Source organism: Micromonospora sp. NPDC005087 (assembly GCF_042872965.1).
GTDB lineage: Bacteria > Actinomycetota > Actinomycetes > Mycobacteriales > Micromonosporaceae > Micromonospora.
This window is the reverse complement of sequence record NZ_JBIALB010000003.1, coordinates 191,904-215,327: the sequence shown is the minus strand read 5'-3', so window position 1 is coordinate 215,327 and position 23,424 is coordinate 191,904. Positions and strand designations below refer to the sequence as shown.

General features: G+C 74.7%; 22 protein-coding genes and 1 riboswitch. Of the genes, 15 read left to right on the top strand and 7 right to left on the bottom strand.

Annotation, left to right across the window (positions count from 1 at the left end):
- The first annotated feature begins 41 nt into the window (after window positions 1–41).
- The 4 genes from ACFYPS_RS09205 (at window position 42) to ACFYPS_RS09190 (ending at window position 5,163) form a co-directional block, all read left to right on the top strand.
- The gene (locus ACFYPS_RS09205) at window positions 42–2,159 is read left to right on the top strand and encodes an AAA family ATPase (RefSeq protein ID WP_354965466.1); all 2,118 of its coding nucleotides are present in this window, start codon (window positions 42–44) and stop codon (window positions 2,157–2,159) included.
- A 106-nt stretch (window positions 2,160–2,265) separates the two neighbouring features.
- Entirely contained in the window at window positions 2,266–3,183 is a 918-nt protein-coding gene (locus ACFYPS_RS09200; protein ID WP_354965467.1) for a cation diffusion facilitator family transporter, read from the top strand.
- 141 nt (window positions 3,184–3,324) lie between these two features.
- A riboswitch (cyclic di-AMP (ydaO/yuaA leader) is annotated at window positions 3,325–3,457 on the top strand.
- Window positions 3,458–3,462: 5 nt separating this feature from the next.
- Window positions 3,463–4,527 carry a coiled-coil domain-containing protein gene (locus tag ACFYPS_RS09195; protein WP_387323751.1) on the top strand — a complete coding sequence of 355 codons (1,065 nt, stop codon included), beginning with the start codon at window positions 3,463–3,465 and terminating at the stop codon, window positions 4,525–4,527.
- 117 nt (window positions 4,528–4,644) lie between these two features.
- The gene (locus ACFYPS_RS09190; protein WP_354965468.1) at window positions 4,645–5,163 is read left to right on the top strand and encodes a hypothetical protein; all 519 of its coding nucleotides are present in this window, start codon (window positions 4,645–4,647) and stop codon (window positions 5,161–5,163) included.
- Between the two features lie 78 nt (window positions 5,164–5,241).
- On the opposite strand, the gene ACFYPS_RS09185 is transcribed toward ACFYPS_RS09190, so the two are convergent.
- A complete protein-coding gene (locus tag ACFYPS_RS09185) occupies window positions 5,242–5,709 on the bottom strand; it encodes an SRPBCC family protein (protein ID WP_354965469.1) in 468 nt (155 codons plus the stop codon).
- Between the two features lie 178 nt (window positions 5,710–5,887).
- Between ACFYPS_RS09185 and ACFYPS_RS09180 the strand changes: the two genes are divergently transcribed.
- Both ACFYPS_RS09180 and surE read left to right on the top strand, forming a co-directional pair.
- On the top strand, window positions 5,888–6,865 hold the full coding sequence (locus ACFYPS_RS09180; RefSeq protein ID WP_354965470.1) for a PfkB family carbohydrate kinase: 978 nt from the start codon (window positions 5,888–5,890) through the stop codon (window positions 6,863–6,865).
- Window positions 6,862–7,689, top strand: coding sequence for a 5'/3'-nucleotidase SurE (gene surE, locus ACFYPS_RS09175; protein ID WP_354965471.1), 828 nt, complete (start codon window positions 6,862–6,864; stop codon window positions 7,687–7,689). Before ACFYPS_RS09180 ends, surE begins: the two co-directional genes overlap by 4 nt.
- A 24-nt stretch (window positions 7,690–7,713) precedes the next feature.
- Here the strand turns inward: surE and ACFYPS_RS09170 are convergent, their stop codons facing one another.
- Window positions 7,714–8,076, bottom strand: coding sequence for an STAS domain-containing protein (locus ACFYPS_RS09170; protein WP_354965472.1), 363 nt, complete (start codon window positions 8,074–8,076; stop codon window positions 7,714–7,716).
- A 390-nt stretch (window positions 8,077–8,466) separates the two neighbouring features.
- Between ACFYPS_RS09170 and ACFYPS_RS09165 the strand changes: the two genes are divergently transcribed.
- The 5 genes from ACFYPS_RS09165 to ACFYPS_RS09145 all read left to right on the top strand — a co-directional run bounded on the left by ACFYPS_RS09165 (window position 8,467) and on the right by ACFYPS_RS09145 (window position 11,249).
- Window positions 8,467–8,610 (top strand): hypothetical protein, encoded by a 144-nt coding sequence (locus tag ACFYPS_RS09165; RefSeq protein WP_354965473.1) that lies wholly within the window; start codon window positions 8,467–8,469, stop codon window positions 8,608–8,610.
- Between the two features lie 135 nt (window positions 8,611–8,745).
- Window positions 8,746–9,153, top strand: a complete 408-nt coding sequence (locus tag ACFYPS_RS09160) for a hypothetical protein (RefSeq protein ID WP_354965474.1) — start codon at window positions 8,746–8,748, stop codon at window positions 9,151–9,153.
- Between the two features lie 301 nt (window positions 9,154–9,454).
- Window positions 9,455–10,141 (top strand): BON domain-containing protein, encoded by a 687-nt coding sequence (locus ACFYPS_RS09155; protein WP_354965475.1) that lies wholly within the window; start codon window positions 9,455–9,457, stop codon window positions 10,139–10,141.
- Window positions 10,142–10,206: 65 nt separating this feature from the next.
- Window positions 10,207–10,704: a redoxin domain-containing protein gene (locus tag ACFYPS_RS09150; protein ID WP_354965476.1), complete on the top strand. Its 498-nt coding sequence runs from the start codon at window positions 10,207–10,209 to the stop codon at window positions 10,702–10,704.
- A complete protein-coding gene (locus tag ACFYPS_RS09145; protein WP_354965477.1) occupies window positions 10,701–11,249 on the top strand; it encodes a DsbA family protein in 549 nt (182 codons plus the stop codon). Before ACFYPS_RS09150 ends, ACFYPS_RS09145 begins: the two co-directional genes overlap by 4 nt.
- 28 nt (window positions 11,250–11,277) lie before the next feature.
- Here ACFYPS_RS09145 and ACFYPS_RS09140 read toward each other — a convergent pair whose 3' ends face one another.
- The gene (locus ACFYPS_RS09140) at window positions 11,278–14,109 is read right to left on the bottom strand and encodes a LuxR C-terminal-related transcriptional regulator (RefSeq protein ID WP_354965478.1); all 2,832 of its coding nucleotides are present in this window, start codon (window positions 14,107–14,109) and stop codon (window positions 11,278–11,280) included.
- Window positions 14,110–14,255: 146 nt separating this feature from the next.
- On the opposite strand from ACFYPS_RS09140, the gene ACFYPS_RS09135 reads away from it, so the two are divergent.
- From ACFYPS_RS09135 to serS, 4 genes are all read left to right on the top strand, one after another.
- Window positions 14,256–14,696, top strand: coding sequence for a hypothetical protein (locus tag ACFYPS_RS09135; RefSeq protein ID WP_387323743.1), 441 nt, complete (start codon window positions 14,256–14,258; stop codon window positions 14,694–14,696).
- A gap of 63 nt (window positions 14,697–14,759) precedes the next feature.
- Window positions 14,760–16,004 carry a saccharopine dehydrogenase NADP-binding domain-containing protein gene (locus tag ACFYPS_RS09130; protein ID WP_354965480.1) on the top strand — a complete coding sequence of 415 codons (1,245 nt, stop codon included), beginning with the start codon at window positions 14,760–14,762 and terminating at the stop codon, window positions 16,002–16,004.
- A gap of 25 nt (window positions 16,005–16,029) precedes the next feature.
- Window positions 16,030–17,118, top strand: coding sequence for a MerR family transcriptional regulator (locus tag ACFYPS_RS09125; protein ID WP_354965481.1), 1,089 nt, complete (start codon window positions 16,030–16,032; stop codon window positions 17,116–17,118).
- 113 nt (window positions 17,119–17,231) lie between these two features.
- The gene (serS, locus tag ACFYPS_RS09120; RefSeq protein ID WP_354965482.1) at window positions 17,232–18,518 is read left to right on the top strand and encodes a serine--tRNA ligase; all 1,287 of its coding nucleotides are present in this window, start codon (window positions 17,232–17,234) and stop codon (window positions 18,516–18,518) included.
- On the opposite strand, the gene ACFYPS_RS09115 is transcribed toward serS, so the two are convergent.
- From ACFYPS_RS09115 to ACFYPS_RS09100, 4 genes are all read right to left on the bottom strand, one after another.
- Window positions 18,515–19,432, bottom strand: coding sequence for a cytochrome c biogenesis CcdA family protein (locus ACFYPS_RS09115; RefSeq protein WP_387323979.1), 918 nt, complete (start codon window positions 19,430–19,432; stop codon window positions 18,515–18,517). The two genes, serS and ACFYPS_RS09115, sit on opposite strands and share 4 nt — an antisense overlap.
- A 32-nt stretch (window positions 19,433–19,464) precedes the next feature.
- Window positions 19,465–20,061: a redoxin domain-containing protein gene (locus ACFYPS_RS09110; protein ID WP_354965484.1), complete on the bottom strand. Its 597-nt coding sequence runs from the start codon at window positions 20,059–20,061 to the stop codon at window positions 19,465–19,467.
- Window positions 20,062–20,131: 70 nt separating this feature from the next.
- Window positions 20,132–21,598, bottom strand: coding sequence for an NADH-ubiquinone oxidoreductase-F iron-sulfur binding region domain-containing protein (locus ACFYPS_RS09105; RefSeq protein WP_387323738.1), 1,467 nt, complete (start codon window positions 21,596–21,598; stop codon window positions 20,132–20,134).
- Window positions 21,595–23,271: a hypothetical protein gene (locus ACFYPS_RS09100; RefSeq protein WP_354965486.1), complete on the bottom strand. Its 1,677-nt coding sequence runs from the start codon at window positions 23,269–23,271 to the stop codon at window positions 21,595–21,597. Before ACFYPS_RS09100 ends, ACFYPS_RS09105 begins: the two co-directional genes overlap by 4 nt.
- Between the last annotated feature and the right edge of the window lie 153 nt (window positions 23,272–23,424).

Genomic DNA, 23,424 nt, shown 5'->3' with positions numbered 1-23,424 from the left:
GCGGTTCGCGCCGCTTGCCGGCGACATCGAAGGAGCGTGCGTTGACCGACCAGACCGCCCTGGAGCAGGAGATCGCCGTCGAGCAACGGCACCTCGACCGGGTGTACGCCCGACTCGCCGAACTGCGGCGGTCGGCGGTCCGCGCCGAGCGGGACGGCTACCGGATGGCCCGGGTGGGCACCTTCGGCGCGCTCGTCGAGCGCGACGCGATGGTCTTCCACGCCGCGCAGCGGCGGCACACCCTCGACGCCGAGCACGAGGGGCTGGTCTTCGGCCGTCTGGACCTGCGGGACCGGCAGGTGCTGCACGTCGGTCGGCTCGGCATCCGCGACGAGGACGCGACGACGCTGGTCGTCGACTGGCGGGCACCGGCCGCCGCCGCCTTCTACCAGGCCACCCCGGCCCAGCCGCAGGGCGTGGTGCGCCGGCGCACCATCCAGTCCCGCAGCGAGCGGGTCACCCGGATCGAGGACGACCTACTGGACCCGACCGCCGCTCCCGAGGGGATGACGGTGGTCGGCGACGGCGCGCTGCTGGCGACCCTGTCCCGGGCCACCGGCCGGGGCATGCGCGACATCGTGGCGACCATCCAGCGGGAGCAGGACGAGGCGATCCGCTCGCCCGGCTCCGGGGTGACGATCGTCGCCGGCGGCCCGGGCACCGGCAAGACCGCGGTCGCCCTGCACCGGGCCGCCTATCTGCTGTACTCCGACCGCAGCCGGTACGCGGGCGGCGGCATCCTGGTGGTCGGCCCGTCCTCGGTCTTCGTGGAGTACATCGCCTCGGTGCTGCCCTCGCTCGGCGAGGACACCGCGACCCTGCACTCGCTGGGCACCCTATTCCCGGGGATGACCGCCACCCGCACCGACTCACCCGAGGTGGCGGCGGTGAAGGGTTCGCTGCGGATGCGCCGGGTGCTGGAACGCGCGGTGCGGGACGCGGTGCCGGGCGGCCCGGGCGAGCTGCGGCTGCTCTACCGCGGCACGCTGCTGCGGCTGGACCGGGCCGAACTGGACGGGATCCGGGACCGCGTGCTGAACCGGGGTGCCCGGCGCAACGAGGTCCGTCGGGCCGGCTTCGACGGTGTCTTCGCCGCGCTGTGGGCACAGGCTCGCCGGTTGGGCATCGGCCGGCTGCCGGAGCAGCGGGCCTTCGAGGACGAGATCGCCGAGCGGTCGGAGTTCCGGGAGTTTCTCAAGGCGTGGTGGCCACGGCTGCACCCCCGGCACGTGCTCGGCTGGCTGGCCCGACCGGATCGCCTGCGCCGGTACGCGGGTGGGATCCTCTCCACCGCCGAGATCCGGCTGCTCAGCGCGGCGTACCAGAATCTGGACGCCGCCGGGTTGACCATCGCCGACGTGGCGCTGCTGGACGAGCTGGACGCGCTGCTCGGCAAGCCGGCGCAGCCGGCCCGCGCCCGACGTGACCCGTTCCAGCTCGCGGGCGGGGTCCGCGAGCTGAGCAGCTTCGGCGACCGGCAGCGGGCCGCGCGGGCGGCGGCCCGGGAGCGGCCGGCGGACTACCGGGAGTACGCGCACGTGGTGGTGGACGAGGCGCAGGACGTCTCGCCGATGCAGTGGCGCATGGTCGGTCGGCGCGGCCGACTGGCCTCCTGGACGGTGGTGGGTGACCCGGCGCAGACCGCGTGGACCGGTGACCCGGAGGAGCTGAACCGGGCCCGGGACCAGGCGCTGGGCCGACGCAAGCGGCACGACTTCACGCTGACCACCAACTACCGCAACTCGGCGGAGATCTTCGCGGTGGCGGCGGCGGAGATCCGCCGGATCTATCCCGACCTGCCGCTGCCGACCGCCGTCCGCTCCACCGGGGTCGATCCGGTCGAGCTGGTGGTGCCCGCCACCGAGCTGGAGACCGCGACCGTGGAGGCGGCCACCGGCCTGCTGGCCGAGGTGGAGGGCACGGTCGGGGTGATCACCCCGGTCCCCCGCCGCGACGAGGTCGCCGGTTGGCTCGGCGCGCTCGGTGCGCCGCGGCTGCAGGTGGTGACCAGCCTGGAGGCCAAGGGCATGGAGTACGACGGGGTGGTGCTGATCGCCCCGAGCGAGATCCGGGCGGATCCGGGCGCCGGGGTACGCACCCTCTACGTCGCGCTCTCCCGCGCTACCCAGCGCCTCACCACCATCGACCCGACGGGCTGACCTGCGGCGGCGCCCCTCGCGGGTCGGCGACCTGCCGTACACTTGCATACATAGCGATGTGAGCATACATTTGACCCGGTCCCGATCGACGGCGGAGGGTGGTCTCGTGGGCGCAGGTCATGACCACCACCACGGGTCGGTCACCAACGCCGCGCACCAGCACCGGGGGCGGCTCTGGACAGCGTTCGGGCTGCTCGCCGCCCTGATGGTGGTCGAGGCGGTGGCCGCGTTCCACACCGGCTCCCTGGCCCTGCTCTCCGACGCCGGCCACATGTTCACCGACGTGCTCGGCATCGGGATGGCGCTCGCCGCGATCACCGCCACCCGGCGGGCCACCGGCGACCCGCAACGCACCTTCGGGCTCTACCGACTCGAGGTGCTCGCCGCGCTGGCCAACGCGGTCCTGCTCTCCGGTGTCGCGGTCTACGTGGTGATCGAGGCGATCCGCCGGTTCGGCGACCCGCACGAGGTGCTGGCCGGTCCGATGCTCGCGGTGGCCGTGCTCGGCCTGCTCGCCAACGTGGCCGCCTTCGGCCTGCTCCGCGCGGGCGCCCGGGAGAGCATCAACCTTCAGGGCGCCTACCTGGAGGTGCTCGGCGACCTGCTCGGCTCGCTCGGCGTGATCGGCGCGGCGCTGCTCATCCAGGTCACCGACTGGTGGTGGGCCGACCCATTGGTCGCGGTCGCCATCGGCGTGTTCATCCTGCCGCGCACCTGGCGGCTGGGACGGGCCGCGGTCCGCATCCTGGTGCAGGCCGCCCCGGAGCACCTCCAGGTCACGGCCGTGCACGACCGGCTGGCCGCGGTGCCCGGCGTGGTCGAGGTGCACGACCTGCACGTCTGGACGCTCACCTCGGGCATGGAGGTGGCCTCCGCGCACCTGACCATGGCGCCCGGCGCGGATGTCGGAGTGGTGCTCACCGCGGCACGCACCGCCCTGCACGAGGACTTCCGGATCGAGCACGCGACGTTGCAGATCGAACCCGGCGCGGCCCCCGGGGCGTGCGGTTCGGTCGAATGGTAGTGCGTTTCAGGAGTTTTACTCGGCTTGGCCGGAATTTTCCGTGACGACGCACGCACCGTCCGTCACATCGGCTGCACTGGTCCCATCGGCACCGGTAGGCTCGGTCCCGGCCTCCACCCGGCGGCGCCCTCCCGGCGCCGGTGGCGGTCGCCGCCTAATCGCCCGAACGGGGCGAACCGGGGAACCATGTTCCTGGGGTGCATCCGCGTCCGCGGTAGGGATCTTCCGTCCCGAACCCGTCAGCTAACCCGGTCGGCGGCTGACGGAAGGACATGCGTAGTGGTACCAGCACGACCACCCGCCGCCCGACTGGCGGCCCTGATCGTCGCGATGTTCGCCCTCAGCGTCGCGATCCCGGCCGGCGCCGCCTCGGCCGCTCCCCCGACCGGCCAGCGGGCCGCCGCGGCACCCGACGGAGACGAAGAGGGCGGCACCCCGGCGCTGCGGGCCCAACTGGAGGCGGCCAGCAAGGGATACCTGGACGCGAAACGCGCCCTGGACACCTCCGTGCGGCGGCAGCAGCAGCTCGCCACCCAGCTGAAGACCACCGAGATCGAACTCACGGCGCGCAGCGGCAAGGTCGACGAGATCGCCGGACTGGCCTACCGCACCGGCCGGCTCGGCACGGTGTCGGCGCTGCTCAGCAGCAGCACCCCCGAGGGCTTCATGGACCGGGCCGTCACGCTGGACGCGGTCGCCGCCAACGAGGACCGGGCGCTGCGCGACCTCACCGCCACCAGGGACGAGGTCAATCGCACCCGCATCGCCCTGGACGGCGAGATCCGTGAGCAGCGCAAGCAGGTCACGGTCATGGCCAAGCGCAAGGAGCAGGCCGAACGGGCGCTGACCGTGGCCACCACGAAGGCCCGTACGACCGCCGACGGCGGCTCGAACCGGGGCACCTCCACCGCCAACGCCACGGCCGCGCCGCGCAACTCCGACGGCTCCTGGCCGTCGGAGTCGTGCAGCGTCAACGACCCCACCCCGGCCTCCGGCTGCATCACCCCGCGCACCCTGCACGCGCTCAACCAGGCCAAGGCGGCCGGCTTCACCCGGTACGTCTCCTGCCACCGCAACGGCGGCTCCGGCGAGCACCCGAAGGGCCGGGCGTGCGACTTCGCCGCGCAGAAGGGCGGCTTCGGCGGCGACGCCACCGGCGGTGACAAGACGTACGGCAACAACCTGGCCGCGTACTTCATCCGCAACGCCGACCGGCTCGCCGTGCTGTACGTGATCTGGTACAGGCAGATCTGGCTGCCCAGCAGCGGGTGGAAGTCGTACAGCGGGGCGGGCGGCGACCCGTCCAGCGACCACACCAACCACGTGCACCTGTCGGTGTACTGACCCGCCGGCCGGCGCCCCGCCTCGCGGGGCGCCGGACCCCGGGTACGTCAGCGGACGTACCCGGGATGTCGCCGACGGTCGGACGCCCGGACCGGGCCCGGCGGGCAGCATCCTGGTATGCGTCGGATCCCGCCCACCGCCCGCAAGGCGCTGCTCACCCTGCACCTGGTCACCTCGCTCGGCTGGCTCGGCGCCGACCTGACGCTGCTCACGCTCGGCGTCGCGGCACAACGCGGCGCCGACCCGGCCGTCGTCTACCCGGTCGCCGCGCTGGTCGGCACCGTGCTGTTCGCGCCGTTGAGCGTGCTGGTCTGGCTGGTCGGCGTGGCCAGCGCGCTGCTCACCCCGTGGGGCCTGCTGCGCTACCGATGGGTGGTGGTCAAACTCGTGCTCACCACGGTGATGGTCGGGCTGGTGCTGTTCCTGCTCACCCCGAACCTGCGGCACGCCGGCGCGCTGGGCGCCGCCCTGCCCGCCCGGGACCGCGCCGACCTGGTGATCGCGCCGGCCGTGTCGACCAGCCTCATGATCATTGCGACGGTGCTGTCCACGTACAAGCCGTGGGGTCGACGGCCGGCGGCGCGGCCCACCGTCGCGGGCCGGACCGGCCATGATCGCGCCGCAACCAGGATCTAGTGGCCTCCTCTCGGCGGCAGGCCACTACATCCAGGATCGAGCACGATCTTCGCGGGCGGCCGAGCGCGGGGCGGGCGATCAGGTGGCGGGCGGGGTCTCGCCGGGGCGGTCCAGGGCCGCGCCCAGCCGGGTGGCCAGGGCCAGGTGGGCCGCCCGGGCCTGGCGGAACGCGTACCCGAACAGCGGGGCCGGCGCGGTCAGCGTGATCTCGACGTCGACCCGGACCAGGCCGTCCGGCTCGCCACGCAGCCGGGTGTGGTTGCGCACCGTCGTGGCCGGCCACTGGCGGGCCACCGTCACAATCTCGTCGTCCTCGCTGATCAGCACGTCCGCCTGGTAGCTGGTCCGGAAGCGGAGCGGGCCGGCCACCAGTCGGTCGCTGATCGCGTAGCTGGCCCGGGCGCCGGGCCGGGGCGGCAGCCGGCGGACCCGGACGATCAGCGGGTGCAGCTCACCCTGCCGGGTCAGATCGCTCAGCAGGGCCGCCGCCTCCCGCGGCTCGCACCGGGCCTGGACGGTGTAGCTGAAGGTATCGCTCCTGAGCACACCGTCTCCCGCCATCGTTGGTCGCACGATCGTCCCGTACCCCGGTCGGGCTGGCAACGCCCGGACGGACACGGACCGTTGCCTCGGCACGCACACCCCGTTCCCACTACGGTCGGCTGGTGGGGAACCACCGGCCGTGACGGGCGACGGAGGGCGTGAGCATGAACGGGTACGACCGGTGAGCGGGCACGTGATGGTCTTCGCGCCCACGCCGCAGCTGACGGTGACCGTCGACCAGCCGAACGACCAGCCCGAGCTGCACCTGCACCCGGGCGGGCAGGGCGTCTGGCAGGCCCGCATGGTGATGTCGCTCGGGGTCGACGTGGTGCTCTGCACCGCCCTCGGCGGCGAGATCGGCCAGGTGCTGGAGCCGCTGCTCGTCAGCGAGGGAGTGGACCTCAAGGTGGTGGTCCGCGACTCCGGCAGCGGCGGGTACGTGCACGACCGCCGGGACGGGTCCCGGCGGGAGATCGCCGATGTGCCCGGGCAGCCCCTGAGCCGGCACGAGCTCGACGAGTTGTACAACCTGGCCCTCGGCGAGGGGCTGCGGGCGTCGGTGAGCGTGCTCAGTGGACCCAACGAGCCGTGGCTCGTCCCGGCCGACCTGTACCGGCGTTTCGCCGCCGACCTCGGCGCCAACGGCGGCCGGGTGGTGGTCGACCTCTCCGGCGATCACCTCGGCGCGGTGCTGGACAGCGGGGTGTACTTCCTGAAGGTGAGCCACGAGGAACTGATCCGCGACGGCCGCGCCCGCAACGGGGAGAGCGCGGAGCTCACCCGGGCGATATACGAGCTGCACGCCGCCGGCGCCGAGACGGTGGTGGTGAGCCGGGCCGACGAACCGGCGCTCGCGCTCATCGACGGTGAGCTGTTCGAGGTGGAGATGCCCCGGTTGCAGGCGGCCGACCCGCGCGGCGCGGGCGACTCGATGACCGCCGGGGTGGCCGCCGTGGTGGCCGGCGGTGGAGACATCCGGACCGCCATCCGGACCGGCGCCGCCGCCGGGGCGCTCAACGTGACCCGGCACGGGCTGGGCACCGGGCGGTTGGACTCGATCACCGGTCTGGTGGAGCGGGTCCGGTTGGTCCCGGCGGACAGCCGACAACAGGAGCGGACCACCCCCGACGAACTGGCCGACCGGGCGGTCGAACGATGACGCTCCGCGTGCTCGTCACCAACGACGACGGGATCGCCGCGCCGGGGATTCAGGCGTTGGCCTGGGCGGCGGCGCAGCGGGGCCTGGATGTGGTTGTCGCCGCGCCGCTGGAGGAGGCGAGCGGTACCAGCGCCGCCATGAGCGCCCTGGAGCAGGACGGGCGGGTGGTGGTGCACGACCACCCGCTGCCGGAGTTGGCGGGCGTGCCGGCGTACGGGGTCGGCGGCTCGCCCGGCTTCATCACGCTGATCGCGCTGCACGGCGCTTTCGGCCCGCCGCCGTCGGTGGTGCTCTCCGGCATCAACCGGGGTGCCAATGCCGGCCGCGCCGTACTGCACTCCGGCACGGTCGGCGCCGCGTTCACCGCCGCCACGAACGGCTGCCGGGCGATCGCGGTCTCGCTGGACGTGCTCTCCGCGGGCGAGGCGACGGCCGCCAGCGGTGGCGCCGCGGTGCACGCCGCCGCCCGGGTACGCGACGCCGAGCGCAACTGGAGCACCGCCGCGCGGGTCGCCCTGGATCTGCTCCCCCGGCTGACCGCCGCGCCGATCGAGAGCGTGCTCAACGTCAACGCCCCGGACCTGCCGCACGGGCGACTGCGCGGGGTGCGCCGGGGCACGCTGGCCAGCTTCGGTCAGGTGCAGATGACGGTGGCCGAATCCGGGCACGGCTTCGTGCGTACGTCGCTGGAGGAGCCGGGCCAGGCCGCGCAGCCCGGCACGGACGTGGCGTTGCTGGCCGCGGGGTACGCGTCCGTGACGGCCATCCGGGCGGTCACCGAGGTGGCCGACGTCGACCTGACCGGCCTGGACGAACAGCCCTGACCGGCGTGGGCCGGGTGTCGGCGCTCAGGCGCCGGGAAGCACCTCGGGGGTGGCGGTGCCGGCGAAGTACGGCTCGGGGGCGCCGAAGAGGCCGAGCAGGCCGGTCACCCAGAGCTGCCGGTGCACGAACCGGCTCGGTTCGGTGACCACCAGCTTCACGCCGCTCACCTCGGCGGTCTGGAAACCGGCCACCATCGCGCTGATGCCGACCGAGTCGATGAAGGTGACCAGCCTCATGTTCAGCTCGATGCGCAGGGGGCGGCCCTTGGCCAGCACCTCCGCGATCGCCTCGCGCACCTCGTACGCTGTGTCGACGTCGATCTCGCCGCGCGGGGCGATCTCCACGACACCACCGGACAGAACCGACTTCACGATCGACAGGCTCACGCGAGCACCTCCACCCGCCCGTCCCCCGGGCGCCTCATCAGTACGCGGGCCGCGACCGACAGTATTCCTTTGACGGCCTCGGTCGCCACCCCTCGGGATGAGCAATATGCGGATCCGGGCACGGGCAAGTCGGCCATATCCGGATTTTTCACTTCCTGATTACTCAGTACTTTTCGTTATCTGACCACTCAACGATCGGTCGGAACCGACGCGTCGCCGGACCAGGGTAGCGGTCCCGGCCCGGCGCACCCGCCAACCGGCCCGCCATGCGTGCCAGCCCCGCGTGACACCGGCGTGTCGCACCTCGTCGATCGACCCTGACGAGCCCGGATGGTTGCCGACGCCACCTAGCATCGGCCGGGGAACCCACCGTGACGGAGAGGACCTTCAATGATCAAGAGACTGGCCGGGCTGGCCGGCGTCGGCGCCCTGCTCGCCCTCGTACTGGCCTGCGGCTTCGGTGGCGGAGGCGATGACGACGACGATGACGATGACGACTTCGCCCGGGGCGTCTCCGTGGTGGTGCTGCGCTGACTGTCCGGCGAGCCGGGTCGGCCGGGTTTGCGCCTGGCCGGCGCGGGGCACTGCGGGGTAGGCGAATCGTGACGCGCTGACAGACGCCGAAGTCCGAAGTGGCCGCAGGCTTCGGCACCCGAGGAGGTAACCACGATGTTCGGAACCAACCTGCTGGACCGCCGCGGCAAGCCGGAGCGGATCGCGGACCAGGCGTGGGAGCACCTGGTCTCCGCCGTCAGCTCCGCGGGAGACAGTGTCCGGGGCACCGCCCGCTCCGCCCGGCGCGACAGCGGCGACCTCGCCGACGGCGCGACCGACCTGGTCGGCTCCGCCGCCGACGAGGCGCGGCGCCGGGCCTCGCTGGCCTTCGACGCGCTCGCCGGCCGTCAGCCGGCACTCCCCTGGACGCTGCTGATCGGCGCCGCGCTGGTCGGCGCGGCGGTCGGCTGGGCCGTCGGCTCCGCTGCCCGGGCCGCCGGCAGCCGGGACGACCGCGCGGTGGACGACGTCGAGTTCGTCGACGTCGACCGCCCCAACTCCCCCATCGGCCTGAACGACTGACCCACCCGCGGCCGTACGCGGGCCCCGCTCGACCCCACGGTCCAGCGGGGCCCCTGCCTTTCTCCCTCTCCACCACCACCGCCCGCCCCGCCCGGCGCGCTGTCCGCGTGAGAGAGCTTTGGAAGCGCTCACACCATCGATCCTCGTGCACGCGTCCGCCACCGGACGGGACGGACGGGCCCCTCGCCTCACCCCGGCGGGGCGAGGACGGCTCACCCCGGACGGCGGCAGGATCGGACCCCGGCGGACTTCGGCCGCGGCCGTCACCCGGTCCGCCGCCCACGCACCGGAGGAGGGACAGATGGCCATCGCGACGATCAGCCGCACCGACCAGGACATCCAGTCCGCCGTACTCGACGAGCTGACCTGGGAACCGCGAGTGCAGCCGCACGAGATCGGCGTGACCGTCGCCGAGGGCGTCGTCACGCTGACCGGGCGGGTGGACAGCTACGCGAAGAAGTGGGCCGCCGAGCGGGCCGCGCACCGGGTCGCACGGGTCCGGGCACTCGCCAACGACCTGACGGTGCGACTGCCCGGCGAGGCCGAACGCGCCGACCCTGACCTGGCCGCCGCGGCGAGCCACGCGCTCGAGTGGGACGCGTTCGTGCCCGTCGAGAAGCTCCAGGTCACGGTCTCGGCCGGCTGGGTGACGTTGCACGGCGAGGTCGAGTGGGAGTACCAGCGCCGGGCCGCCGAGCGCGCCGTCACCAGGCTGACCGGCGTACGCGGGGTGAGCAACGGGATCACCGTCCGCCCGTCCGCCGTGCCGGCCGGCCATAACCTGGCCGAGCGGATCGTCGACGCGCTGGCCCGGGCCGGGGCCACCGAGGCCGAGCGGATCAGCGTCCGGGTGCACGGAGACACCGCCGTGCTCGCGGGGCTGGTGCACTCGATGCCCGAGCGGGCCGAGGTGGAGCGGGTGGCCTGGTCCGCGCCGGGGATCCGAGAGGTGCAGAACCACATCGCGGTCGCCCCGGTGCTGCGCTGAGCCGAGCGCGGAACCACCCGGGACGGGTGAGCCGGCCTCACCCGCCCCGGCAGCAGGCTGGGGGCATGAGTGATCCGAACGGGCTGATCCAACCGGGGCGACCCGCACCCGGCTTCACCCTGGAGAGCACCCCGGACGGGCGCCCGACCGGGCCGGAGCAGTTCCGCGGCCGGCCGGTCGTGCTCGCCTTCTACCCCGCCGACTGGAGCCCGGTCTGCGGTGACCAGATGTCGCTCTACCAGGCGGCGGCGCCGGTGTTCGACCAGTACGACGCCGCGCTGCTCGGCATCTCGGTGGACAGCATCTGGTCGCACCGGGCGTTCGCGCAGAGCCGGGGCATCGAATTCCCGCTGCTGGCCGACTTCGAGCCCAAGGGCGAGGTGGCCCGCCGGTACGGCGCGTACACCCCGCAGGGCGAGGCGGCCCGGGCGCTGGTGGTGCTCAACCCGGCCGGGACGGTGGCCTGGAGCCACCTCTCCCCACCGGACGTCAACCCGGGCGCGGACGGCATCTTCGACGCGCTGGACCGGCTCGCGGCCGACCGGGCGGTGATGGCCCGATGAGCACCCCGCTCCAGGTCACCGCCCGCCTTCGGGACCCGGTGACCACCGACGACCATGTCCGGGGGCCGGCCGACGCGCCGGTCACGATCGTCGAGTACGGCGACTTCCAGTGCCAGTTCTGCGGCGCCGCGTACCCCAACCTGCACGAGCTGCTGCGGCAGCGGGCCGACACGGTACGGATGGTCTACCGCTACTTCCCGATCGCCAACATCCACCCGTACGCCGAACGAGCCGCCGAGACAGCCGAGGCCGCCGCGGTCCGTGGCCGGTTCTGGGAGATGCACGACTGGCTGTACGAGCACCAGGACCAGCTGGACCCGGTGCACCTCTCGCTCGGCGTCGAGCAGCTCGGGCTGCCACCGGACGAGCTGAACGCGGAGGTGGAGGGCCGGGCGTACGCCGACCGGGTGCGCCGGGACTTCGTCGGCGGGATCCGCAGCGGGGTGAACGGCACCCCGACGCTCTTCGTCAACGACGTCCGGCACGAGGGCGGGTACGACCTGCCCGACCTGCTGACCGCCGTGGACGCGGCGGCCAACACCTGACCCTCGTGGCCGGCGAGCGGCCGGCCGTTCAGATCAGCCGCAGCTCGCGCGCCCGCCGGACCGCCTCACGCCGGCGGGTCGCGTCGAGCTTGCGGTAGATGTTGCGGACGTGGGTCTTCACCGTGTTGACCGAGAGCGACAACTCGCCGGCGATCTCCACGTTGGACAGGATGCTCTGCAGGTACCGCAGGATGGTCAACTCTCGCTCGGTGAGCGGCTCGTCGAGCGAGCCCGCCGACTCGGCCGGTGGCCGGGCCGTGATCTGCTCGGCGCCCCGAACCAGGTCACTGACCAGCGAGAAGTGTGCGGTACCCGCATCCAGGTGCGCCGCCAGCAGGTCCCGTACCGGCGGTTCGGCCCGGGTGAACACCCGCCGGCAGCCCTGCGGGCCGGCGAGGTCGAGCACCTGCTCCAGGATCCGTCCGGCCCGGCGCCCGTCTCCGCCCCGCTCGGCCAGCACCGCGCCCAGCAGGCCCGCGTCCAGGCGTACCGGCAGGGGCCACGTCGCGGCCGGCGGCGCCTGCCAGTCCGGCAGCGCGCGCCCGGCCGCGCCGATGTCGCCGGACCGCAGCTCCACCCGCGCCAGCGTCACCGCGAGCGCGGGGTCGGCCGGGTCGTCGGCGACACCCGCCAGCAGGTCGCGGGCGGTCTCCAGGTCGCCCCGCTCGGCCCGCAGCTCGGCCTCGGCGGCCCGCAGCAGATTCGCCAGCTCGGCGGCGGCCGGCGGTTCGGTCAACGACTCCCGGGCCCGCACGAGCAGCCGCTGGCCTGCGGCCGGGTCACCGGCGTCGCGGTGCAGGTACGCCCGGCAGAGGGCGGCCACCGCCGCCGCCACCGGCTCGGTGGGCGGCTCCGCCGACCAGTCGCCCCCGGAGTCCGCTCCGAAGGAGCCGGCCGGGCCGGTCGCCGGGGCGGCGAGCGCGAGGTTGGCCGCGGCCTCCTCGGGCTGGTCGCGGTGCAGCGCCACCACCGCCAACGCGAGGTGGGCGTAGGCGCAGTCGAGGCGGCAGGACCAGCCCCGGCTCGGCGGCATGCCCAGCGCGTCCCGGGCCGCCTGTTCGGCCGCGCGCAGGTCACCACGCATCGCGAGCAGCAGTGCGGAACGGCTGGCGCCGACCAGCTCGGTACGCGGCCGGCCGGCCTCGCGGGCAGCCGCCCGGGCCCGGACGAACCGGGCGTCAGGCAGCGCGCCAGCGGCCAGCTCGACGAGCCCCAGGGCGGTGCCGGTGAACGCCCGCAGGTCCGCGTCCTCGGCGGCGCTGCCCGTACCCGGGGCCAGCGCATGGTTCGGCGCGGCGTTCGACCCCCCGCTCCGCGAGGCACTCGGCACCCCGGTCGGCACGGCGCCGGCCGGGCGGGTCCGCAGCAGCCGGGCGGCGGCGGCCCGGACCTCGGCCGGATCGCCGGCGAGCCGCGCCAGGGTCAGCTCCAGCGCGGTGGCCAGCCGCAGGAACCGGTCCCGGCGCGGCACCGGCAGGCCGTCGGCGTACCCGGCGGCGGCACGCAGGTGGCCGGTGGCGGCCGGCAGATCACCGGCGTACGCCCGCTCGGCGGCGCAGGCCAGCGCCACCTCCGGGTCGGCGCGGACCACCTCCGGTGGCGGGGACGGCGGAGCCGGTCCGGTCACCGGGTCGACGTCGTACCGGGTCAACTCCGGCCAGTGCGCGACGAACAGGTCGCCGGCCCGGTCCCACCGGCCGGCGGCCAGCGCGTGCCGCAACCCGTCAACCGGGCGTCCGTCTCCGGCGTACCAGTCAGCCGCCCGCGCGTGCAGCTCACGCAGCTCGTCGGCAGGCAACCGGGCCAGCTCGGCCCGGAGCAGGTCGGCCAGCAAAGGGTCACAGCGGTACCACGGCGGCCGGCCCTCCTCCCGGTGCAGCAGACCGCCCGCGCCGGCCAGGTCGGCCAGCGCCCTCCCGGCATCGGCGCGACCGGTCAGCGCCCCGGCCAGGTCCGCGCAGACCGTCTCGGCGAGGGCGGTGCGACGCAGCAGGTCCCGGTCGGCCGGATCGATCGCGGCGAGCACCTCCTCCTGCAGGTAGCCGGCGATCTCCGGTTGGTCGCCGCCGAACTGTCGCACCCAGCGTTCCGGATCGGGCTGCCCCCGCAACGCCAGCGCGACGATCCGCAGCGCGGCCGGCCATCCCCCGGTGCGCTCGCGCAGCCGTCGTAGGGCGGCGGCCGGCAGCGGCGCCCCGTGCGCGGTGAGCAGGTCGGCCACCTCGTCGTCGGTGAAGGCCAGCTCGTCCGGGCCGATCTCGGTCAGCTCGCCGGCGAGACGGAGCCGGTGCAGGGCCAGCGGCAACCCGGCCCGGGCCCCGACCACCACATGCAGCCGCTGCTCGGCGTGCCGGAGCAGGAACTCAAGCCCGGTCAGCGCCGCCGGGTCGGCGACCCGGTGCAGGTCGTCCAGGACCAGCAGCACGGGTCGCTCCAGGCCGGCGAGAGCGGCGGCCAGCAGCTCCAACTGGTCGGGGCGCGGCGGCCGGTCGGGCACCGGCGCCGCCGGGCCGTCGTCCGCCGGCCCGGTCGCCGCACGCAACGCCGCCGCCAGGTACGCCCAGAGCCGGTCGCCGTCGTCGCCGGCCTCCACCGACACCCACGCCGGCCCCGGGCCGTCCTCGGCACCGCCGGCCAGCCGCACCCAGGAGGCGAGCAGGGTGGTCTTGCCCCAGCCGGCGGGGGCGGAGACCAGGGTGACCGGTCCCGCGCTGCCCTCGTCGAGCCGACGCAGCAGGCGGGGCCGGGCCACCACCGGCTCCGGTGGCACCGCCGGGGCCAGCCGGGATGCCAGCAGCGGCGGGTCCGCCGGGTGCCCCGGTGCCGTGCCGACCCGTACGCGATCCTGCTCCTCCGGCACCCGGCTCCACCCCCACGAACGCGTTCCACCCCCCGGTCGGCGAGCGGTTACCCGGCGCGGACGCGTTCACCCCTTCGGGGCGAGCCCGCTTCACCCGGTCCCGACCGACGATCGGGGGACGTGGACGGAAAGGACGGGTGGGACCGATGCGACCGCTGGTACGGGTGGGAGTCACCCTCGGCGGCGCGGCGTTGACCGGGGCGGCGAGGCTGCTCCGCGTACGCCGGCGGCGCCACCGGCCCGGCGCGCGCGGCGACCCCGCCGCGCCGGCCCGGTGGGAGGTCGTGACGGTGGGTCGGCCGCCCGAGCGGGTGCTCCCCGACGGCCGGTGGCCGGAGCCGCTGCGCCGCCTGGACGGCGCGGTCGAGGTGCGGGTCCGGCCGGCCCCGGGCGGCCGGGGCACCGAGTTGGCCGCCCGCCCCCTGGCCGGTGCCACTCCGCGGGTCGGGCTGGCCGCGCACCTGGTCGGCGACGATCCGGGTCTGCTGGTCCGCCGGGCGCTGCGCCAGGCCAAGCAGCACATCGAGGCCGGCGAGGTGCTGCGCGCGGACCGGTCCGCGCTGGACCGCCCCCGACCTGGCGGGTGATCCGGTCCAGATCCACCGCGCTCACGATCTGCCACGCACGGCAGCGGATGGCAGACTCTGGGGATGGCTGGGGAGCGGACGTACGACGTGGTGCTGTTCGGAGCCACCGGGTTCACCGGGGGGCTGACCGCCGAATACCTGGCCCGGCACGCGCCGTCCGGGCTGCGGTGGGCGCTGGCCGGCCGCAACCAGGGCCGCCTCGCCGCCGTACGGGACCGGCTCGCCGCGATCGACCCGACCCTGGCCGCGCTGCCGCTGCTCAGCGCCGACGTGACCGACGCCGACTCGCTGCGCGCGGTGGCGGAGAACGCCCGGGTGGTGGCCAGCACCGTCGGCCCGTACATCCACCACGGCGAACCGCTGGTCGCGGCCTGCGCCCGGGCCGGCACCGACTACCTGGACATCACCGGCGAACCGGAGTTCGTCGATCTGATGTACGTCGCCCACCACGCCGAGGCGACCCGCACCGGCGCGCGGCTGGTGCACGCCTGCGGGTTCGACTCCATCCCGCACGACCTGGGCGTCTGGTTCACCGTCAAGCAGCTGCCCGCCGGCACGCCGATCACCGTGGACGGTTACGTCCGTGCCGGCGGCAAGTTCTCCGCCGGCACGTACCAGTCCGCGCTCACCGCGTTCTCCCGCACCGCGCAGGCCAGCCAAGCCGCCCGGGATCGCCGGGCCGTCGAGCCGCGTCCCACCGACCGCCGGGTCCGGGCGGCGCCGGGCCGGCTGGGCCGCTCGGCGGAGCTGGGCATCTGGACCGTACCGCTGCCCACCATCGACCCGCAGGTGGTACGCCGCTCGGCGGCGGCCCGACCGGAGTACGGCCCGGACTTCCGGTACCGGCACTTCGCCGCGGTGAAGCGGCTGCCGACCGTGCTGGCCGCGGCCGCCGGGCTCGGCGCGCTGGTCGGGCTGGTGAAGCTGCCGCCCACCCGGCGCTGGCTGCTCGGCCGGCTCGCGTCCGGGCACGGGCCCACCCCGCAGCAGCGGGCGGCATCCTGGTTCCGGGTCCGGTTCGTCGGCACCGGCGGTGGGCGCCGGGTGGTCACCGAGGTGGCCGGCGGCGACCCGGGCTACGACGAGACGGCGAAGATGCTCGCCGAGTCGGCGCTCTGCCTGGCGCTCGACGAACTGGCGCCGACCGCCGGCCAGCTCACCCCCGTCGCCGCGATGGGCGACGCGCTGCTCGACCGGCTCATCCGGGCCGGGCTCACCTTCCGGGTCCTGAAGCAGGAGGCCGCGCGGCAGGTGCCCGAGGCCGCCGACCGGACGGCCGCCGCGCCGGACGCGGGGGCGGCGGCTTGACCCTCGACCCGGTCGAGGGGGCAGGATGCCGGTCGTGGAGAGCGACCTGCACAGCATCGGTGAGCTGGCCCGGGCCAGCGGCCTGACCGTCAGCGCGCTGCGCTTCTACGACTCGGCGGGGGTGCTCGAGCCGGCCCTGGTCGACCCGGTGACCGGCTACCGCTGGTACACCGACGAGCAGATCCCCCCAGCCCGGCTGGTAGCCGGGCTGCGTCGGGTCGGCATGCCCGTGCCGGAGATCGCCGCGGCGGTACGTGCCGAGCCGGCGGCGGTGCACCGGCTGCTCGACACGCACCTGCGCCGACTGGCGGACGGGCTCGCCGACGCCCGCCGGGAGGTCGCCCGCCTCCGGGCCCTGGTCGACCCGGCGCCGCCGGCGATCACCACGCTGCTGCTCGCCCCCGCCGAACTTGCCGCCGCCGTCGACGCGGTGCGCTTCGCCGTCGGCCGCGACCCGGAGCTGCCGGTGCTCACCGGCGTGCTGGTCGACGTGGAGCTGGACGGCGTCCGGCTCGTCGCCACCGACCGGCACCGGCTCGCGCTGGCCCGGGCCGGGGCGGCCGTCGACGGACCACCGGTGCGGGTGCTCGTCCCGGTGGACCTCGTCGACCGGTTCCGGCCGCTGCTCGACCCCGCCGACACCCGGCCGGTGCGGCTGACCGTGGCCGGCGCGGAGGTGCGGGTCGCCGTGGCCGGCCGGACGCTGACCGGCGCCGCCCTGCCCTACGACTTCCCGGACTACCGGCGGCTGCTGCGTGAGGCCGTCGGTGAGCGACCGGCCGCGCGCCGGATCCCGGTGGACGTGCCGGCGCTGCGGGCCGCCCTGACCGACCCGGCGGCCCCGACGGTGGACCGCGAACACGACGGAACGCGGCTGGCGGTCACCGTGCTCGGCCTCGACGAGCGGGGCGGTCTGCGCCTGGTGCCCACCGCCGGGTCCGACCCGGTCGGCGGGCTGCGGGTCGGGGTGAACGGCGCGTACCTGCTGGACGCGCTGGACGCGGCCGGCGGGTCGCAGCTGGTCCTGGAGCTGGACGGGCCGATCGCCCCGCTGGCCGTACGCCGCCCGGACGACGCGGACACCTTCTCCGTGCTGATGCCGATCCGGCTCTGAACCCGCCGTCTGATTCCGCGCGGTGGGCTCGCGCTCCCCGACCCGAAGCGAACGGGGCGCGACGGTAGCATCTGTTGGTCCACCTGACCCCGGACGGAGGCGTACGGAGCAGCATGCTCGACATGGAGTTGATCCGGAAGGATCGCGAGGCGGTGGCGACCGCGCTGGCGAAGCGACTGGATCCCGCCGAGGTCAACCTGGCCCTGGACGAGATCCAGCGGCTCGACCAGGAACGCCGCGCCCTCATCACGGAGATCGACGCGGAGCGGCAGCGCCGCAAGGCGGAAGCCCGGGCGTACGCGCAGGCGAAGCGTGCCGGCACCGAGCCGCAGGTCACCGCACCGGAGGCGGAGCGCAAGCAGCTCGCCGAGCTGGAGTCCCAGTTGGACGAGGTGCAGGCCCGGCTGCGGGACGCGATGAGCGAACTGCCGAACCTGCCCAGCGAGGACGTCCTCCCCGGCGGCAAGGAGGCGAACCGGGTCGTCAAGACCTTCGGTGAGCCGCCGGCCATCGAGAAGGTCCGTGACCACGTGGAGCTGTCCCGGGCGCTGGGCCTGGTCGACTACGAGCGCGGCGTCAAGCTCGGCGGCTCCGGCTTCTGGCTCTACACGGGGGTCGGCGCGCGGCTGGAGTGGGCGCTGCTGAACTACTTCATCGACCAGCACATCAGGGCCGGGTACGAGTTCCTGCTCCCGCCGCACCTGCTGCTCGACTCGGCCGGTTTCGCCGCCGGGCAGTTCCCCAAGTTCTACGACGACGTCTACCACCTGGACCGGGAGTCCGCCCCGCGCGGGCAGTTCCTGCTGCCCACCTCGGAGACGGCGATCCTCGGCGCGTACCAGGACGAGATCCTGGACACCACGAAGCTGCCGTTGAAGGCGTTCGCGTACACCCCGTGCTACCGGCGCGAGTCGGCCGGCTCGCACTCGGACGAGCGCGGCACGGTGCGCGGGCACCAGTTCAACAAGGTGGAGATCTTCCAGTTCACCCTGCCGGAGCAGGCCGACGCGGCGCTGGAGGAGATGCTCGCCCACGCGGAGAGCCTGGTGGAGGGGCTGGGCCTGCACTACCAGCGCACCCTGCTCTCCGCCGGTGACGCCAGCGCGTCGATGAAGAAGACCCTCGACATCGAGGTGTGGATGCCGAGCACCGGCAAGTACAAGGAGGTGTCGTCGGTCTCCTGGGCCGGCGACTACCAGGCCCGCCGGGCGGCCATCCGCTACCGCGAGCCGGGCGGCAAGCAGACCCGCTTCGTGCACACCCTCAACGGCTCGGCGCTGGCCACCAGCCGGCTCTTCCCGGCCATCCTGGAGCAATACCAGCAGGCCGACGGCTCGGTGCTGATCCCCGAGGTCCTCCGCGACCGCATGGGCACCGACCGTCTGACCCCGCTGCGCTAGCCGATCCGTTCGACGGGGGCCGGGTCCACCCCGGCCCCCGTCGGCGTATCCGGCGGTGCCGTCGCACGCTCGGCCACCACGTTAGGAAGGGACCCTTCCTCTACCGCAGGCGTTAAGAAAGTGCCCTTCCTAACGCGCACGCCCACGCCCACCGCGGCGAGCAGGACGAGGGCGGCGAGCAGCGCCGCCGGGCCGAGTCTGTCGAGGGTGTCGGCGAGGGCGTGCTGCACCTGGGCGGCCACCCGGATCACCGGGTCCTGCAGGGCGTCGCGACGGCCGGCGGCCAGCCGCAGCTCGTACCAGCCGTACCAGGCGACGTACCCGCCGGTCAGCAGCAGCACCAGGCCGCTGAGCCGGGGCACCAACGCGCCGGCGACGCGCAGCCGGGCCACCAGCCCGTCGCGCAGCAGCGCCACGCCGAGCGCGGCGACCGCGACCACCAACCCCATCCCGAGGGCGTACGCGCCGAACAGCGCCAGCCCGCGGCCGGTCGAGCCGGCCTGGAGGCTGGTCACCACGATGGCCAGGAACGGTGCGATGGCGCAGCCGAGCGAGGCCAACGCGTACGCCGCGCCGAACAGCGCCATCGACGGCCAGGAACGGGTCAGCCGGGGCGCCCGGGCCGACCAGCCGGGGGCGGGCAGCCGCCGGCCGGCGAGCAGCCAGCACCCGGCCGCCACCAGCAGCAGCCCCAGCGCCACGGTCAGCCACGGCAACCGGGGCCGCAGCCAGCCGGCCAGCGGCGCGAGCGCGAGGCCGAAGGCGCCGAAGACCAGGACGTACCCCAGGGTCAGCCCGGCCGCCGCGGTGAGCGCGCGGCCGACCGCGCCGCGGGCGTCCGACGCCCCGGCGACCAGCAGCGAGAGGTACGCGGGCAGCAACGCGAAGCCGCACGGGTTGACCGCGCCGAGCATGCCGGCGGTCAGCGCGAGCAGCAGCGGGGCGGTCACGCCCCGGCCAGCGCGGTGACCCGGGCGGTGAGCGCCTCACCGTCCAGGAAGCCCTGGTGGACGACCTTGCCGTCCCGATCGATGATCAGGAAGGTGCTCTGCTCGGTCACCTTGAACCGACGCCACAGCGCGCCGGCGCGGTCGTCGATCTGCGGCGTCCCGGCAAGCTCGAACTCGGTGACGAAGTCCTTCATCGCCCGCTGTTCGCCGAGGCCCGCGACGCCGACGATCGGCACGGTGTCCCGGAAACGGGGCGCGATCTCGGCCACCGTCCAGGCCTGGCTGGCGCAGGTGGCGCACCACGGAGCCCAGAACCACAGCACCACCGGGCGGCCGGCCAGCTGCGCCGCGTCGAACGCGGCGCCGGTGAGGGTGGTTCCGGTGAAGCGCAGGGTGTCCGGGACCCGCGCCGGAGTCGGGGCGGCGGTCGGCGAGCCGGTCGCGGCAGCGGTGGTGGCGGCGGGCGCGGTGCCGGCGGCCGCCGGTGGCGGGGCGGCCGTACCGCTGCAGGAGACCGCGCCGAGCAGCGCCGCGACCAGCGCGGCGGCGGTGCCGGCCCGACGTGGTCCCCTCCGTGCGTGCCAGCTGCGCATCCGCGTCTCCCTCCACAGTCGTTAGGAAGGGCCCCTTCCTATGCACCAGGCGTTAAAAAGGTGCCCTTCCTTACTCGGCCTTCGCGAGTCGGAGGGCGAGCTCCGGGCAGAGCTTGACCGCCTTCAGCGCGCCCTCCCGCAGCCAGGTCGGCACCGGGGTGGGCGGGAAGGCGGGGTAACCGTTGGCGTCGAGCCGGATGAAGTCGGGCACCACGTGCGCGCAGAGCCCGTGCCCGTCACAGCGCGACCAGTCCAGGGTGAGCTTCTGCGGGTTCCCGTCGGGGGCGCCCGGCAGCCCCATCACGCCCTTGACCCGCCGGCCACAGCCGTCGCCGGTGCTGTGCAACCGCAGGTCGTCGGCGAAGACCTCGATCGCGGACAGGGCGAACCGGGCGGTGCCGTCCGGGTGGCTGCACGCACCGCGCCCCTTCACCTCACCGGCGGCGGCCCGCACCACGTCCGCCGGTTGGCTGCCGGCGACCGCCAGGTCCACCGCGCGGGCCAGGTCGGGCAGGCCCATCTTGCACGGTCCGCACTGGCCGGCGGACTCGCCGGCCAGGTAGCGCACCACCTGGGCGGCCTCACCGAGCGGGCAGGTGTCGACGCCGAGCGGGACGATGATGCCCGCGCCGAGGGTGCCGCCGACCGCGGCCAGGCCCTTGCGGGAGACCTCGGCCTTCTCCGCCGCCTCCGGAGTGATCCACTTGCCGTGGTAGCCGCCCATCAGGATGCCCTGGACGTCCGGGACCTCGCACAGGTCGAGGACGTCGCGCAGCGGCATGCCGGCGGTGCACTCCACCACGGCCGGCCGGGCCGCCGCGCCGGTCACGGTGAGCAGCACCGTGCCCGGCTCGTCGTCGGTGCCGAGCGCCGAGTACTCGTACGGGCCGAGTCGCGCACCGACGGCGAGCTGGGCGTACGTCTCGGCGTTGGACAGCAGGGTGGGCAGACCGCTGACCCCGGAGTCGCTGGAGCGCTTCTTGGTACCGGGCGGGATGTGCGGCAGCCCGTTGATGCCGTTGACCAGTGCGCCACCCTCGCCGGAGATGAACCGGTGCGGCACGGTGACGATAGTCGTCGGCACCGGCATCCGGCGCTCCTCCAGCGCCTCCATCAGCGAGTCCCGGCCGACCCCGTCATCCGCCACACCGATCACGATCTCGTCGGCGTCCAGCGCGTACGCGGCCAGCGCCGCGCCGTCGAGGATCAGGTGCGGTGCGCGGGTCAGCAGCACCTTGTCCTTCCAGCTGGCGGGCTCCCCCTCGGTGGCGTTGACGACCACCACTGCGGCGAGGTCCTGCCGTTCGCAGGACTCCAGCACCGCGCGCAGCTTGCGGGCGAACGGGAAACCCGCCCCGCCCTTGCCCTTGAGCTGCATGCCTTCGGCGAGCCTGAGCAGCTGGGCGGGCTCCATCGGGCCGATCAGCCCGTGCACCTCGTCGTGCGCGGCCAGGTCCAGCCGACCGAACTCGGCGAACCCGGCGGTGAGCCGGGGCTCACCGACGCAGGCCACCGGAGGCACGGTCGTACGCATCACTTCGCCTCACCCCGCAGCCCGGCCCAGTACGCCCCGTCCACGGCGTCGGCGCTGGCCTTGCGGCGCTTGGACCGGCTCTCGCCGGAGGCCCGCCGCGCCCGGCGAGACGCCAGGTCGACCAGGGTGGGGGTGTCGTCGACGGGCGGCGCGACGTCCTCCGGCAGGTACCGGGCCGGCGGGCGCCAGTAGTCCGGCTCCTCCGGCAGGTCGTCCTCAACGCTGTGCCGGCCGCTGCCGCTGCGCGGCGCCGCGGAGATCGGCCCAGCGGAGATCGGCTCCGCAGAGACCGGGCCAGCCGAGATCGGCTCCGCGGCCTGCCACCGCCGCGGGCTGTCCCACGGCTCCTCGGGCTCCTCCGCCGTCCGTCGGGGCGGGGCCGAGTACCGGCTGCCGTCGTCCTCGGCGCGGGACCGGCGGGTGGACCGCTCGGCGACCGGCTCCTCGACCGGCGCGCTGCCCCGCCGCCGCCGGGTCGGGGCCGCCTCGTCCCGGTCCCGGGTGCGCTCGCCGCGGCGCCGGGCCGCCGGCTCCAGTTCCTCCTCGTCGCGCCGGCGGGGCTCGTCCACGTCCCGCCGGGTCGACCGGCGGGCCGCCGGCTCCAGCTCGTCGCGCCGGCCGCGCGCGGCCCGTTCGGTGCCCCGGCGGGCCGCTGGCTCCTCGTCCCGCTGGCGCCGGCTGGGCCGGGCGGGCTCGGTGAGCGAGCCCGGTTCGGGCACCACCGGCACGGTGAACCGGTCGGGGTCGCGGGGCCGGGCGGTGGCCGGTGCGGCCCACGTGGCGGTGGTGGTCTCCGCCCAGGCGGGACGCTTCTCCGCGCCGGTGTCGCGGCGACGGCTCAGCCCGGTCCGCAGCGACCGGCCGCGGCCCTCCTCGCTGGTCCGGCCGGCCATCGCCGCGTTCCGCACCGCGGCCTGGTGCTGCTCGCGGCTGCGCCGGCCGATGGTGACCGAGAGCCGGACCAGCAGCGCCAGCACGACAAGCAGGACGCAGCCGAGATAGCTGAACACCACCCAGGACTTCGCGGCCCGGCCGGCGTTGAGGCCGTGGAACAGGGCGAACGGCCAGGCGACGTACGCCGTGGAGTGCAGCGCGCGCCACAGCCACTTCGGACCGACGTCGGCGAAGCGGGCGCGGATGATGCCGGTCCAGATCACGCTGACCATCAGCAGGGCGGCCACCGTGCCGAGCCCGACGTAGAGCCCTCCGCCGCCGACGAACGGCACCAGCGCGTCGGTCGCCGCCGCCCGGCCGGTGGCGATCTTGGTGAGCACGTGGAAGAGCAGTCCGGAGACGCCGAGCACACCGGTGGCCCGGTGCGCCGACTGCAACAGCACCCGGTGCGCGATGCGCAGCACGAGGCGGTCGGTGGCGAGCAGGCCGAGCATGACGGTGAGGCTCAGCGACACCAGGGCGATCACACCGGCGAAGAACTCGGTGAAGAAGAACCCGTAGGCGTACGCCTTCTGACCCGCGCCGGTCAGCATGGTCGCCGCCCAGAGCGCGGCGAGGGCCGACGCGATCAGCAGGGTGGTCGCCGACCGTGACCGGGTTCGCACCCCCCGACTGCTGGCGCTGGTCCGGACGGGGGGCGCCTTCTGGTTCAGCTTTGCCCGGGCCATCTGCTCCTCGATCGTCTCGCGGCGGCGCACCACCGGCCGACCCTGCTCCCTCATCCAGTACGGACCGAAGGGGCGCGCGGATCACCCTGGGATGGAAATTTCTGGGCCGGATCGAACCAACCGGCACCGGGACGCGTGTAGCGGGGACCGCCGGGGCGCGGAGCCGCCACGCGACAGGGCGGAAAGGGCAGTGATAGATGTCCATGC

What these genes read in the sequence shown, in the direction of transcription:
- ACFYPS_RS09190 (WP_354965468.1), top strand. Translation starts at nt 4,645, where the DNA reads ATGCGTCGGATCCCGCCCACCGCCCGCAAGGCGCTGCTCACCCTGCAC.
- surE (WP_354965471.1), top strand. Translation starts at nt 6,862, where the DNA reads ATGACGCTCCGCGTGCTCGTCACCAACGACGACGGGATCGCCGCGCCG.
- ACFYPS_RS09165 (WP_354965473.1), top strand. Translation starts at nt 8,467, where the DNA reads ATGATCAAGAGACTGGCCGGGCTGGCCGGCGTCGGCGCCCTGCTCGCC.
- ACFYPS_RS09160 (WP_354965474.1), top strand. Translation starts at nt 8,746, where the DNA reads ATGTTCGGAACCAACCTGCTGGACCGCCGCGGCAAGCCGGAGCGGATC.
- ACFYPS_RS09155 (WP_354965475.1), top strand. Translation starts at nt 9,455, where the DNA reads ATGGCCATCGCGACGATCAGCCGCACCGACCAGGACATCCAGTCCGCC.
- ACFYPS_RS09150 (WP_354965476.1), top strand. Translation starts at nt 10,207, where the DNA reads ATGAGTGATCCGAACGGGCTGATCCAACCGGGGCGACCCGCACCCGGC.
- ACFYPS_RS09145 (WP_354965477.1), top strand. Translation starts at nt 10,701, where the DNA reads ATGAGCACCCCGCTCCAGGTCACCGCCCGCCTTCGGGACCCGGTGACC.
- ACFYPS_RS09135 (WP_387323743.1), top strand. Translation starts at nt 14,256, where the DNA reads ATGCGACCGCTGGTACGGGTGGGAGTCACCCTCGGCGGCGCGGCGTTG.
- ACFYPS_RS09130 (WP_354965480.1), top strand. Translation starts at nt 14,760, where the DNA reads ATGGCTGGGGAGCGGACGTACGACGTGGTGCTGTTCGGAGCCACCGGG.
- ACFYPS_RS09125 (WP_354965481.1), top strand. Translation starts at nt 16,030, where the DNA reads ATGCCGGTCGTGGAGAGCGACCTGCACAGCATCGGTGAGCTGGCCCGG.
- serS (WP_354965482.1), top strand. Translation starts at nt 17,232, where the DNA reads ATGCTCGACATGGAGTTGATCCGGAAGGATCGCGAGGCGGTGGCGACC.
- ACFYPS_RS09115 (WP_387323979.1), bottom strand. Translation starts at nt 19,432, where the DNA reads ATGCTCGGCGCGGTCAACCCGTGCGGCTTCGCGTTGCTGCCCGCGTAC.
- ACFYPS_RS09110 (WP_354965484.1), bottom strand. Translation starts at nt 20,061, where the DNA reads ATGCGCAGCTGGCACGCACGGAGGGGACCACGTCGGGCCGGCACCGCC.
- ACFYPS_RS09100 (WP_354965486.1), bottom strand. Translation starts at nt 23,271, where the DNA reads ATGAGGGAGCAGGGTCGGCCGGTGGTGCGCCGCCGCGAGACGATCGAG.